Below are 13,080 nucleotides of genomic sequence, written 5' to 3'. Positions count from 1 at the left end.
GTGTGCTACGTAATATCCGCAATACCTCGCCAGACCCCCCTCGCTATCATGGCCCGTCATTTACAGGAGAGACCATGAAAAAAATGCTGAAACTCGCACTGATCGCTGCCGCTGCAGCCACCGCCTTTGGCGCCAGCGCCCAGGAGTTCCCGTCCAAGGACAAGACGATCACCATCGTGGTCCCCTACGCCGCTGGCGGCCCCACCGACCGCGTGGCGCGCGACCTGGCCGAAGCCATCCGCAAGCCCCTGGGCGGCATCAGCGTGGTGGTGGACAACTCGGCCGGCGCCGGCAGCACCATCGGCTCCGCCAAGGTGGCCCGCGCCGCACCGGACGGCTACACCCTGCTGCTCAACCACGTGAGCATGGCCACCATGCCCACCATGTACCGCAAGCTGGCCTTCAACGTGGCCAACGACTTCGAATACCTGGGCGTGATCAACGACGTGCCCATGACGCTCATCGCCCGCCCCTCGATGCCCGCCAACAACTACAAGGAACTGGCTGGCTGGCTGCAGCAGAACAAGGGCAAGATCAACCTGGGCAACGCAGGCCAGGGCTCGGCATCGCACCTGTGCGGTCTGATCTTCCAGAGCGCCGTGCAGGTCGACATGACCGCCGTACCGTACAAGGGCACGGCACCTGCCATCACCGACCTGATCGGCGGCCAGATCGACCTGCTGTGCGACCAGACCACCAACACCACGTCGCAGATCGAAAGCAAGAAGGTCAAGGCCTATGCCGTGACCACCAGCAAGCGCCTGACCACCCCCGCCCTGAAAGACCTGCCCACGCTGGCCGAGTCGGGTGTGAAGGACTTCAACGTGACCATCTGGCACGGCCTGTACGCCCCCAAGGGCACGCCCGCACCGATACTGACCAAGATCAACGACGCCCTCAAGGTCGCCCTGAAGGACCCCGAGTTCATCAAGAAGCAGGAAGGCCTGGGCGCCGTGGTCGCGACCGACAAGCGCGTCGAGCCGGCTGAACACAAGAAGTTCGTGCTGGCAGAAACCGAGAAGTTCGGTGCGGCTATCAAGGCGGCGGGTTCTTACGCGGACTGATTGATCACCGCACAGACGGTCTAGCGCAACTGGTTGCGCTGAGCCCGCAAAGCAGCCGCCCTGGCGAAAAGCAGGGCGGCTTTTTGTTGGCGGCAGTCGTGATGATTGGGCGGTTGCGTGACCCCGCTGGCCGCGCCCGCTAGAGGAATGAGGCAGACGAGCAGGGGGGCGATCATTCAGTCATCTGTTCACAGCGGACATCGCGCGGGTCCAGCGCCACGAACCGGTCATTGGCCGCATCGATCATCCATACAGCCTCCACCCCCGGCGGCCCGGCCACTGTATCGCGCCCACCCCAGCGAAGCAGCACATAGACAGGTTGCGATCCAGACTGGCCCACATCGCATTGACCGGCTGTGGGGGAAATGAGCTCCAGAGGGTCGTCCCCCAAGCCTTCTTCGGCGTAGTTGCTGACTTGGGGGAGCACCTGGACCGCGACGATTTCCCAGAGGGGAAAACTGAGGAGCGGGGCATTGCTTTTACGCGTTTTGGCGATCAGAAGAACAGGCACGCCCTGACACACTGCCACCGCGTCGGACCAGCCGATTTTCTCTGGCTCGTTCTCCCATTCCACACTGGCACCCATGAAATCGCAGGGAGAGCCCTCCACCAAACGCCCCTGGGCCGCGGAGGACAGGTAGGTTTTCCCGAGCAAGGCTTGCGCGTCGGAGACTCCAGCGATTGGGACCTCCTCGGTGCGCTGGCATGCCGCCAAGGCGCAGCACAGGGCCAGGGTTACAACCATGTGTTGGCCCATCACCAGCGCCTCATGTCTGTGGCGTGAATCTTCAAACCGGTGCTGCCTGACAACAGCCGCTTTTGCGCATGTGACTCCACGATGGTCATCCCCTTCGGAGCGCGTCCGTAAAGCTCCTCGGGATTGATTCTGCCGGTGAGCCCTCCACGGGCGTACTGGTCCGTCCGAATTTCGAAATGCAAGTGCTGATCTTCCCCGGTCATACCTCTGGCATTGCCGGAGGTGCCGGTATAGGCAATGATTTCCCCTTGCTCGACCTTGCAGCCCGCCGCCACGTTGAAGAGGCTCAAGTGCGAGTACAGCGCAAACAGCGCGCGTCCCTGAAATGAAAACTCCAGCACCACGGTCTTTCCGTGACCTTTGGGCCCTTCATCCTTCGCACTTTTGATCACACCGTCCGCAATTGCGTAGCAAGCCGTGAGCTTGGTCGCCACCAAGTCCCACCCTTGGTGATCACGCTTCGTCCCATCGGCGTTGGTCCGCACCGTGCCGAAAGTGTTGTTCGTCACATCACGCCGGATGCGGTTGCTCTCCAAAGGCCATGCCAGAAAACCCATCGACAAATCCCTCCTGATTCGCAGCACCTCTACCGGGTGCTGGCGGCGCGAATCATAGGAGTCGGAAATTCTTTTCAGCCGCCCTGCGGCGTAACAGACTTGCTCGCGTGTAACGGGCTACAACCCCGCAGAACAATGTAGCAAAGTATGCACTTGATACGGGTTATCCCATCTGCGCAGGGCGTCCGAGCCCACGTACAAAGAGAGTCACAGCCGTCGAGCTGGAAGACCATCCGTACTACGAAAGCCCGCCCATGGCTCAGCCGCAACCAGCCCCCTACCAACCCGCGCGCACCAGCGCACAGATCCAGGCCCGCAGCCAGGCGCGCAGCCGCCGCAAGGCCGTCGCGCTCGCCTTCACCCTGAGCGCGCTCGGTGCCCTCGCCATCGCCGCGGCGGGCTCGCTGCTGGTAGCACCGGGCGCTGCCCATGCGCAGACCGCAGCGCCCACGACCGGCGGCGGCTGGCCCACCAAGCCCGTGCGCATCGTGGTGCCGTTCGCCCCGGGCGGCACCACAGACATCCTGGCGCGCGCCATGGCGCCCGAACTGAGCCGTGCATTCGGACAGCAGTTCATCGTTGACAACCGTGCGGGCGCGGGCGGCAATGTGGGGGCCGAGGTCGTGGCCAAGTCGCCCGCCGACGGCTACACGCTGCTGATGGGCACGGTGGGCACGCACGGCATCAACCGCGCGCTGTATGCCAAGCTGCCGTACGACCCGATCAAGGACTTCGTGCCCATCACCATGGTCGCTGCGGTGCCCAACGTGATGGTGATGAATGCCGACAAGGCCAAGGCCCAGGGCATCTCCAACGTGCAGGACTTCATCCGCGTAGCCAAGGCCAGCCCGGGCAAGATGAACATGGCGTCGAGCGGCAATGGCACGTCCATCCACCTCGCGGGCGAGCTGTTCAAGAGCATGACGGGCACCTTCATGCTGCACCTGCCCTACCGCGGCTCGGGCCCCGCGCTGCTGGACATGGTGGCGGGCAACGCCGATGTGATGTTCGACAACCTGCCGTCGTCGATGGCGCAGATCAAGGCGGGCAAGCTCACGGCGCTGGCGGTGACCAGCTCGCAGCGCTCCAGCGCCCTGCCCGATGTGCCGACGGTGGAGCAGGCCGGCGGCCCCACGCTCAAGGGTTACGAAGCCAGCTCGTGGTTCGGCCTGCTGGCGCCTGCTGGCACACCGGCCGACATCGTGAACCGCATCCAGCAGGAAGTCGCCAAGTCGCTGGCCACGCCGGCGATGAAGGAGCGGCTGGTGGCGCAAGGCGCGATCCCTGGGGGCAACACGCCCGCCGACTTTGCCAGGCACATCGACAATGAGCACAAGAAGTGGGCGCAGGTGGTGAAGACGTCGGGAGCGAAGGTGGATTGATCGCCGCTGACGGCGCGGCCATCGCGCCACGCGCTGTCGCCACAACTACGCGCCTCTTTCAAATTTGAATGCCTGCCGGATCGCTGCGGGCATGTTCCGGCAGTGATTCAAAGGCGGCCAGGGCGTCCGTCCGCCCCAGTGCGAGTCCAGATCAGATCACATCTGATCACGCACCCCAGACCACATCCGCGCCCTCGGCCGCGCTGCGCTTGAGCATGTCGATCAGCGGTGCCACCCGCTGGCGCAGGCGCACGGTCTCGGCGCGTTCCTGCGTGGTGGCTTCGTCGTCGCCGTCCGCGTCTGCAGAGGCCGGCAGGGCTTCTTCGGCGGCCACGGCGGACTCGAGCGCTGCGATGGCGGCAGGGATCTGGGCAACCGTCACGATGCCGCTGGCACCCGGCGTCTTGCCCATGATGGTCACGACCTGGCGGCCCTGCGGCTCGAGCATGATCAGGTCGGCTGCAGCGCGGGATTTGAATTTGTAGAGCATGGAGGTGAACCGTTTTCTTGGTTGGATGAAGCAGACTTAGCTGCGGTAGATGTACTCGCGGGTGAACGGATAGTCCGATTGTGCGCCGGGCATCGCCCCCGTGGCCATGTCGCCGTCGGGCCGGACGGCCAGCATCTGGTGCAGGGCCATCCAGCCGCGCTCGAACCCCAGCGCACTGCCTGCAAGGTACAGGCGGTACGCACGCAGGACTTTATCGCCCTGCTCGCTGCCCCAGTGTGCGGCCAGCACGTCGCGCGCCGCAGGCAGGCGGGCCTCCAGCCTGTCGGACCATGCCCACAGCGTGCGCGCGTAGTGCGGGCGCAGGTTTTCGGTGTCCACCATCTCCAGGCCCGCGCGCGCCATGTCGTGCAGCACCGCGCTCACATGGATGAGCTCGCCGCCCGGAAAGATGTACTGCTCGATGAAATCCCCCATGCCCGCGCCCAGTTGCGCGTTGTCCACCGCGCCGGCGGTGATGCCGTGGTTCAGCATCAGGCCGCCCGGGCGCAGCAGGCGGTGCACGGTGTCGAAGTAGCGGCCCATCTGCGCGCGGCCCACGTGCTCGAACATGCCGACCGAGGCGATCTTGTCGAAGGGCTGGCCGGGCGGCAGCTCGCGGTAGTCGCGCAGCTCCATGCGCACCCGGCCCTGCAGGCCGCGCTCTGCGATGAGGCGCTGCACGTGCGCATGCTGGTGGTGCGACAGCGTGATGCCCGTGGCGTCCACGCCGTAATGCTCGGCCGCCCACAGCAGCAGGCCGCCCCAGCCCGCGCCGATATCGAGAAAGCGCTCGCCGGGCGCCAGGCGCAGCTTGCGGCAGATGTGGTCGAGCTTGGCCTCCTGCGCGGAGGCCAGGTCCAGGGCGGCGTCCCGGTAGTAGGCGCACGAGTACACGCGCCGCTCGTCCAGCCACAGCGCATAGAAGTCGTCGGACAGGTCGTAGTGGAACTGCACATGCCGTGCATCGTGCCCCAGGGTGTGCACGGCCATGGAGCGGGCCCGCGCCAGCACGCGCTGCCACCAGCCATGGTGCTGGTCGCGGGCCGGATCGCGCGTCAGCAGGCCCGCGGCCGCGGCCATGAGGTCGCGCATGCCGCCCTCCAGCGCCACCCGGCCTTCGACGATGGCGGCGCCCACGTTGCCGATCTCGCCCGTGGCCAGCGCCACCAGCGCCAGGCGGTCGCGAAAGCGCAGCGTGACCGCGGGGTCGCGCGCGCCCAGTTGCTGCCCGGCGGGCAGTTGCACGGCCATCGGCACCGGCAGCGCCGCCAGCCGCCCTTCCAGGGTGTTCAGAAGGTGCTTCATGCAATTTATTTTTGGCAGCTTGCTGCACTGCGTCAACATCTGGCGCCATGACCTTGCCCGCGCCATGGGTCGCCGGGAAGGCCCCATTGACAGCATGTTGTTTAAGCCTAAACTATTTTCCCATGAACATCCTCTGCATTGGCGGCGGGCCCGCAGGCCTTTATTTCGCACTGCTCATGAAGCAGCAAGACCCTGCCCACCGGGTCACGGTGGTCGAGCGCAACCGGCCGTTCGACACCTTCGGCTGGGGCGTGGTGCTGTCCGACCAGACGCTGGCCAACCTGCAGGCGGCCGACGCGCCCACGGCCGCGCTCATCGGCGACGCGTTCAACCACTGGGACGACATCGAGGTGTTCTTCAAGGGCCGCAGCGTGCGTTCTTCGGGCCACGGCTTTTGCGGCATCGGGCGCAAGCGGCTGCTCAACATCCTGCAGGACCGGTGCCTGGCCGTGGGCGTGGAGCTGGTGTTCGAGACCGATGTGGCCGACGACCAGGCCCTGGCCGTGCAGTACGGCGCCGACCTGGTGATCGCCAGCGACGGCCTCAACAGCCGCATCCGCACGCGCTACGCCGCCACCTACCAGCCCGACATCGACCTGCGCGAGTGCCGCTTTGTCTGGCTGGGCACGCACAAGAAACTGGACGCTTTTACCTTCGCTTTCGAGCAGACCGAACACGGCTGGTTTCAGGCGCACGCCTACCAGTTCGACGCCGACACCTCCACCTTCATCATCGAGACCCCCGAAGCGGTGTGGAAGGCCCACGGCCTGGACCAGATGGAGCAGCCCGAGGCGATTGCGTTCTGCGAGAAGCTGTTTGCCAAGTACCTCGATGGCAACGCCCTCATCAGCAATGCCACGCACCTGCGCGGCTCGGCCAACTGGATCCGCTTTCCGCGCGTGATCTGCAACACCTGGGTGCACCGCGAGACCATCGGCGGCAAGCAGGTGCCCATCGTGCTGATGGGCGACGCGGCGCACACCGCACATTTCTCGATCGGCAGCGGCACCAAGCTCGCGCTCGAAGACGCGATCGACCTGGCCAACGAATTCGCCACCGGGCTGCCGAACGGCATGCCCATGGATGAAGTCCTCATCCACTACGAAGCGCGTCGCAGCGTCGAGGTGCTCAAGATCCAGAACGCCGCGCGCAACTCCACCGAGTGGTTCGAGAACGTGAACCGCTACACCGGTATGGAGGTGGAGCAGTTCGCGTACTCCCTGCTCACCCGCAGCCAGCGCATCAGCCACGAGAACCTGCGGCTGCGTGATGCGGCGTGGCTCGAAGGCTATGAGGCTTGGCTGGCGGGCGGCAAGGCTGCTGTGCCGCCGATGCTCACACCGTTCACACTCAAGGGCGTCACCCTCAAGAACCGCATCGTCGTCTCGCCCATGGCCACCTACAGCGCGGTCGATGGCGTGCCGCAGGACTTCCACCTGGTGCACCTGGGCGCGCGCGCGCTGGGCGGCGCGGCGCTGGTGATGGTGGAGATGACCAGCCCCACGCCCGAGGGCCGCATCACCCCTGCCTGCACCGGGCTGTGGAACGATGCGCAGCAGGCCGCGTTCACGCGCATCGTGAACTTTGTGCACGGCAGCAGCACCGCCAAGATCGGCCTGCAGCTGGGCCACAGCGGCCCCAAAGGCTCCACGCGCGTGGGCTGGGAAGGCACGGATGAGCCGCTGCCCGATGGCAACTGGCCCCTGCTGGCCGCCAGCGCCCTGGCCTACGGCGAGCAGAACCAGTCGCCCGCCGCCATGACCCGCACCGACATGGACCAGATGACCGCCGCGTTCACCGACAGCACACGGCGCGCACTGGCCTGCGGCTTCGACTGGCTGGAGCTGCACTGCGCGCACGGCTACCTGCTGGCCAGCTTCATCAGCCCCATCACCAACCAGCGCACGGATGAATACGGCGGCAGCAGCATCGACAACCGCTGCCGCTACCCGCTCGAAGTGTTCGCCGCCGTGCGCGCTGTGTGGCCGGCCGACAAGCCATTGAGCGTGCGCATCTCGGCCCACGACTGGGCGCCGGGCGGCACCACGCCCGACGACGCGGTGCAGATCGCCCGCCTGTTCCAGGCCGCAGGCGCCGACCTGATCGACGTGTCGTCCGGCCAGACCACGCGCGCCGCCAAGCCGGTGTACGGCCGCATGTACCAGACACCGTTTGCAGACCGCATCCGCAACGAAGTGGGCATTGCCACCATGGCCGTGGGCGCGATCAGCGAGGCCGACCACGCCAACAGCATCGTTGCCGCCGGCCGCGCCGACCTGTGCGCCATCGCCCGCCCCCACCTGGCCGACCCGGCATGGACGCTGCACGCCGCTGCGCAGCTGAGCCCCGTGGCCGCCGCGCACACCGACTGGCCCTTGCAGTACGCCAGCGGCCGCGACCAGATGCTGCGCGAGATCGCCAAGCAAAAACAGGTCACAGCTCTGGCTGCGCAGGCGCCATCAGCTACCAAAAACAGAGCATCGGCCGAGGAAGAAGGCTAGCCATGGACCTCGAAGCCCGCCTGCACGGCGCTGCTCCGAGCGAGCACCCCGAGGCGCTGCGCCTGTGGCTGCGCATGCTCACCTGCACGCAGCTCATCGAAAAGCAGGTGCGCAGCAACCTGCGAGCGCAGTTCGATACCACGCTGCCGCGCTTTGACCTGATGGCGCAGCTGGAGCGCGCGCCCGAAGGCATGAAGATGAAAGAGCTCTCGCGCCGCATGATGGTGACGAGCGGCAACATCACCGGCATCACCGACCAACTGGTGGCCGAAGGCCTGGTGGAGCGCCTGGACGTGGAGGGCGACCGCCGCGCCTACCTGGTGCGCCTGACACCGCAGGGCCGCCAGCAGTTCAACGACATGGCGCGCCAGCACGAGCAGTGGATCGTGGAGGCGTTTGCCACGCTGGGCGAACGCGACATCGCCACCTTGCACCGCCTGCTGGGCAAGGTGAAAGAACACACCCAAGACAACTCTTTGGAGACAGCCGAATGAAACACTTCATCGGGGCCAGCAACCCTATGCGCGAGCAGTTCAACCCTGAGGCCCGCTACGTGGCCGAGCATTTTGCGTGGAGCTTCGACGGCGGCGTGGGCACCGTCACGCTCAACCGGCCGGACCGCAAGAACCCGCTCACCTTCCAGAGCTACTCGGAGCTGCGCGACTTCTTCTACGCGCTGCGGTTTGCCACCGACGTGAAGGCCATCGTCGTCACCGGTGCGGGCGGCAACTTCTGCTCGGGCGGCGACGTGCACGAGATCATCGGCCCGCTAACCACCATGACCATGCCCGAGCTGCTGGAGTTCACGCGCATGACGGGCGACCTCGTCAAGGCCATGCGCGCCTGCCCGCAGCCCGTGCTGGGCGCCATCGATGGCATCTGCGCCGGTGCGGGCGCGATGATGGCGCTGGCCTGCGACATGCGCTACGGCACCCAGGCGACCAAGACCGCCTTCCTCTTCACCCGCGTGGGCCTGGCCGGTGCCGACATGGGCGCCTGCGCCCTGCTGCCCCGCATGATCGGCCAGGGCCGCGCCAGCGAGCTGCTGTTCACCGGCCGTGCGATGACGGCGCACGAGGGTCTCGCCTGGGGCTTCTTCAACGACCTGTACGAGAGCGCCGACCTGCTGGCCAACGTGCAGGCCACGGCGCGCACGCTGGCCGACGGCCCCACCTTTGCCCACGGCATGACCAAGACCATGCTCAGCCAGGAGTGGAGCATGACCATCGAGCAGGCCATCGAGGCCGAGGCGCAGGCGCAGGCCATCTGCATGCAGACCGAAGACTTCCGGCGCGCGTACGAGGCGTTTGCGGCCAAGCAAAAGCCTGTGTTCCAAGGGGATTGAGAAGATGCACGTCGCAACGCCCCCAGCCCCCCGCCCGCCCTCCACGGCGCACCTGGCCCTGCCCTTCTTCGACGACGCCCACCGCGCGCTGGCCGACGGCCTGGTGCCCTGGGCCGCCGCGCAGCAGGTCGATGAAACCGACGACCGCGCCGCCTGCCGCGACTGGGTGCAGCGCCTGGGCGCGGGCGGCTGGCTGCGCTACTGCGTGCCTGCCGAACACGGCGGCGCGCTGCCCGCACTCGACTCGCGCGCGCTGGTACTGCTGCGCGAGACACTGGCCTACCACTCGCCGCTGGCGGACTTTGCCTTTGCGATGCAGGGCCTGGGCAGCGGCGCCATCACGCTGGCCGGCAGCCCGGCGCAGCAGGCCCACTACCTGCAGGGCGTGGCGCGCGGCGAACTGATCGCGGCGTTCGCGCTGAGCGAGCCCGAGGCAGGCTCCGACGTGGGCGCTATGCAAACGATAGCTACTTGCTCTCATCCATCCAGCGGTAGCGGCCACAACGGCTCCTATTCGCTGACCGGCACCAAGACCTGGATCAGCAACGGCGGCATCGCCGACTTCTACTGCGTCTTCGCCAAGACCGACCCGGCGGGCGGCACGCGCGGCATCAGCGCCTTCATCGTCGATGCGGACACGCCGGGGCTCGATGCCTTGCACCACATCCACGTGATGGCACCGCACCCGCTGGCCACGCTGCAGTTCACCGATTGCAAGGTGCCTGGCGATGCGCTGCTGGGCGAAGAAAACGGCGGCTTCAAGCTGGCCATGCGCACGCTCGACATCTTTCGCGCGTCGGTGGCCGCCGCCGCGCTGGGCATGGCGCGCCGCGCACTGGCTGAGGCCGTGCACCACGCGCGCCAGCGCCGCATGTTCGGCCAGACGCTGGCGGACTTTCAGCTCACGCAGGCCAAGATCGGCGAGATGGCCGCGCTGGTGGACAGCGCCGCGCTGCTCACCTACCGCGCGGCCTGGCTGCGCGACACCGGCCAGGCCCGGGTCACGGCCGAAGCCGCGATGGCGAAGATGACCGCCACCGAAAACGCCCAGCGCGTCATCGACATGGCGCTGCAACTGCACGGCGGGCGCGGCGTGGAGGTGGGCAGCAAGGTTGAGTCGCTGTACCGCGACATCCGCTCGCTGCGCATCTACGAAGGTGCCACTGAAGTGCAGCAACTCATCATCGGCAAGGCCACCCTGCAGGAGTAACACGACATGAGCACTACCAGCAGCACCGCCCCCTCCGCCCAGCTCGACCATTTCGTGCACGACCGCCTGCCCCCACCCGAGGCCTGGCCCACGCTGCATTACGACCTGCCCGAGCAGCAGATCGCCGCGCAGGCCAACCTGGTGCAATCCCTGTTCGAGCAGGCCGAGCGCGCCGGCCACATCGACCGCCCGTTGCTGCGCGGCCCGCACCGCACCTACACCTACCGCGACGCCTGGACCGAGGCCGCGCGCATCGCCGAGGTACTGACGCAGGACCACGGCCTTGTGCCCGGCAACCGCGTGCTGCTGCGCGGCGGCAACACGGTGGAGATGGCGCTGGCCTGGCTGGGCACGGTGTACGCCGGCCTGGTTGCGGTGGCCACCATGCCGCTGCTGCGCGCGGGCGAGCTGGCCAGCATCATCGAACGCGCACAGCCCACGCTGGCGCTGTGCGACGGCCGCTTGCTGGCCGAACTGCAGGCGGCGCAGGCGCAGCAACCCGTGCTGGCCGCCATCGTGCCGTTCCACACCGCGCCCGACGCGGCCGACCTGGTCCAGCGCGCGCAGGCCAAGCCTGGCACCACGCCGCCCTGCCCCACATCGGCCGACGACATCGCGCTGATGGCCTTCACGTCCGGCACCACGGGCGCGCCCAAAGCGGCGGTACACACCCACCGCGACGTGCTGGCCGCCTGCGAGGCTTGGCCGCGCCATGTGCTCAAGGCCACGCCCGACGACATCGTGGCCGGATCGCCGCCGCTGGCGTTCACCTTCGGGCTGGGCGGCTTGCTCGTGTTTCCGATGTGGGCCGGAGCCAGCGTGTACTTCCCGGACCAGCCTTACACGCCCGAGACCATGGTCACGCTCATGCGCGACGCGGGCGTCACCATCTGCTACACCGCGCCCACCTTCTACCGGCAGATGGCGCCGTTCGCCCAACAGATCGGCCTGCCGCAGCTGCGCATCAGCGTGAGCGCGGGCGAAGGCCTGCCCGACGCTACGCGCCAGCTGTGGAAGGGCGCCACCGGCATCGACATGACGGACGGCATCGGCGCCACCGAGATGTTCCACATCTTTGTCTCGTCGGCGGGCGGCCACACGCGCCCCGGCGCCATCGGCAAGGTCGTGCCCGGCTACACCGCCAAGGTGGTGGACGACGACGGCAACGAGGTGCCACTGGGCACCGTGGGCAAGCTCGCCGTCGTCGGCCCCACGGGCTGCAAGTACCTCGACGACCCGCGCCAGGCCAAGTATGTGAAGGACGGCTGGAACTACCCCGGCGACGCGTTCACGCAGGACGCCGACGGCTACTTCTTCTACCAAGCGCGCGACGACGACATGATCATCACCGCCGGCTACAACGTGGGCGGCCCCGAGGTCGAAGACGCCCTGCTGCGCCACCCCGCGGTGGCCGAGTGCGGCGTGATCGGCGTGCCCGACGACGAGCGCGGGATGGTGGTCAAGGCCATTTGCGTGCTCAAACCTGGCCACACCGGCGATGCGGCGATGGTCAAGACCCTGCAGGACCACGTGAAGGCCACGATTGCCCCGTTCAAGTACCCGCGCGTGGTGGAGTTCGTCACGGTATTGCCGCGCACGGAGACGGGCAAGCTGCAGCGGTTCAAGCTGCGCCAGGGGGCTGCGGGCGCTCCTTCGCCTGCTCCGTCTCCCTTATCGTCGTCCTCGTCGTCGTCCTCTTAGAAGATAGTAGAAACAACATGATCAACACACTTTTGCAACCGCAAGGTTGGGTGGCACCCAAGGGCTATGCCAATGGCGTGGCGGCGCGCGGCACCATGGTTTTTACCGGCGGGCAGATCGGGTGGAATGCGCAGCAGCAGTTCGAGAGCGATGACTTCATTGCGCAGACGCGGCAGACGTTGCTGAACGTGCGGGAGGTGCTGCAGGCCGGTGGCGCGGGGCCGGAGCATCTGGTGCGGCTGACCTGGTATGTGGTGGACCGCCAGGAGTACAACGCGCGGTTGAAGGAACTGGGGGCGGTGTACCGCGAGGTGCTGGGGAAGAATTTTCCGGCGATGGCGTGTGTGCAGGTAGTGGGGTTGATGGAGGAGCGGGCGAAGGTGGAGATTGAGGCGACGGCGGTGGTGCCGGATGGGGCTTGATGGATGTGATCCATGGTTGAGCGCCGCAGTGCTCAGCCGCGTCGGCTGAAGCTACAGAGCCGCGAATTGACTTCCCGCCCGTTCGGGTTGAGCTTGTCGAAACCTGGGCACATCGACCCATGGCCGTTCGGGTTGAGCTTGTCGAATCCGGGGTGCGCTCGCAGGCTCGCTGATGGGCAGCATGCCTTTGTTAAGGGCGGAGGCCGGGAGTCGCCCGGCGTGCGAGTAACTTTCTTTCGCGTCGCCGAGAGGGTGTAGAAGAAATAAATTATGATCCCATCGTGCCGATTCCACAGGAGCAATACGATGGCAAAGACTGGCCGGCCCCCAGTGATATCTCCTGGGG

At 66.9% G+C, this 13,080-nt stretch carries 12 protein-coding genes; 8 read left to right on the top strand and 4 right to left on the bottom strand.

Annotation, left to right across the window (positions count from 1 at the left end; all coding sequences use genetic code 11):
* Positions 1-74: 74 nt before the first annotated feature.
* Complete coding sequence (locus tag ASF16_RS05890; protein ID WP_056164202.1) at positions 75-1,064, top strand: tripartite tricarboxylate transporter substrate-binding protein; 990 nt, start codon at positions 75-77, stop codon at positions 1,062-1,064.
* Between the two features lie 172 nt (positions 1,065-1,236).
* On the opposite strand, the gene ASF16_RS05885 is transcribed toward ASF16_RS05890, so the two are convergent.
* Entirely contained in the window at positions 1,237-1,821 is a 585-nt protein-coding gene (locus tag ASF16_RS05885) for a hypothetical protein (protein ID WP_056164199.1), read from the bottom strand.
* Positions 1,821-2,378, bottom strand: a complete 558-nt coding sequence (locus ASF16_RS05880; RefSeq protein WP_056164197.1) for a M23 family metallopeptidase — start codon at positions 2,376-2,378, stop codon at positions 1,821-1,823. Before ASF16_RS05880 ends, ASF16_RS05885 begins: the two co-directional genes overlap by 1 nt.
* Before the next feature lie 254 nt (positions 2,379-2,632).
* On the opposite strand from ASF16_RS05880, the gene ASF16_RS05875 reads away from it, so the two are divergent.
* Complete coding sequence (locus ASF16_RS05875) at positions 2,633-3,760, top strand: tripartite tricarboxylate transporter substrate binding protein (protein WP_235507274.1); 1,128 nt, start codon at positions 2,633-2,635, stop codon at positions 3,758-3,760.
* 166 nt (positions 3,761-3,926) lie between these two features.
* Here the strand turns inward: ASF16_RS05875 and ASF16_RS05870 are convergent, their stop codons facing one another.
* Positions 3,927-4,250 carry a DUF1840 domain-containing protein gene (locus ASF16_RS05870; RefSeq protein ID WP_056164194.1) on the bottom strand — a complete coding sequence of 108 codons (324 nt, stop codon included), beginning with the start codon at positions 4,248-4,250 and terminating at the stop codon, positions 3,927-3,929.
* 36 nt (positions 4,251-4,286) lie between these two features.
* A complete protein-coding gene (locus ASF16_RS05865; protein ID WP_056164192.1) occupies positions 4,287-5,555 on the bottom strand; it encodes a class I SAM-dependent methyltransferase in 1,269 nt (422 codons plus the stop codon).
* Positions 5,556-5,677: 122 nt separating this feature from the next.
* Here ASF16_RS05865 and ASF16_RS05860 point away from each other — a divergent pair, with 122 nt between their 5' ends.
* Genes ASF16_RS05860 through ASF16_RS05835 form a run of 6 tightly spaced genes read left to right on the top strand, consistent with a single transcriptional unit; the run spans position 5,678 to position 12,734 of the window.
* A complete protein-coding gene (locus ASF16_RS05860; protein WP_056164189.1) occupies positions 5,678-8,056 on the top strand; it encodes a bifunctional salicylyl-CoA 5-hydroxylase/oxidoreductase in 2,379 nt (792 codons plus the stop codon).
* Between the two features lie 2 nt (positions 8,057-8,058).
* Complete coding sequence (locus ASF16_RS05855) at positions 8,059-8,550, top strand: MarR family winged helix-turn-helix transcriptional regulator (RefSeq protein WP_056164186.1); 492 nt, start codon at positions 8,059-8,061, stop codon at positions 8,548-8,550.
* A complete protein-coding gene (locus ASF16_RS05850; protein WP_056164182.1) occupies positions 8,547-9,401 on the top strand; it encodes an enoyl-CoA hydratase family protein in 855 nt (284 codons plus the stop codon). Before ASF16_RS05855 ends, ASF16_RS05850 begins: the two co-directional genes overlap by 4 nt.
* A gap of 4 nt (positions 9,402-9,405) precedes the next feature.
* Positions 9,406-10,611 carry an acyl-CoA dehydrogenase family protein gene (locus ASF16_RS05845; protein ID WP_056164178.1) on the top strand — a complete coding sequence of 402 codons (1,206 nt, stop codon included), beginning with the start codon at positions 9,406-9,408 and terminating at the stop codon, positions 10,609-10,611.
* Positions 10,612-10,617: 6 nt separating this feature from the next.
* A complete protein-coding gene (locus ASF16_RS05840; RefSeq protein ID WP_056164176.1) occupies positions 10,618-12,312 on the top strand; it encodes an AMP-binding protein in 1,695 nt (564 codons plus the stop codon).
* Positions 12,313-12,329: 17 nt separating this feature from the next.
* Positions 12,330-12,734: a RidA family protein gene (locus ASF16_RS05835; protein ID WP_056164173.1), complete on the top strand. Its 405-nt coding sequence runs from the start codon at positions 12,330-12,332 to the stop codon at positions 12,732-12,734.
* Positions 12,735-13,080: the final 346 nt, after the last annotated feature.

Source organism: Acidovorax sp. Leaf78 (genome assembly GCF_001422735.1).
Classification (GTDB): domain Bacteria; phylum Pseudomonadota; class Gammaproteobacteria; order Burkholderiales; family Burkholderiaceae_C; genus Acidovorax.
Note: the sequence above shows the minus strand (reverse complement) of the source record. Positions and strands in the feature narration are given on the sequence as shown.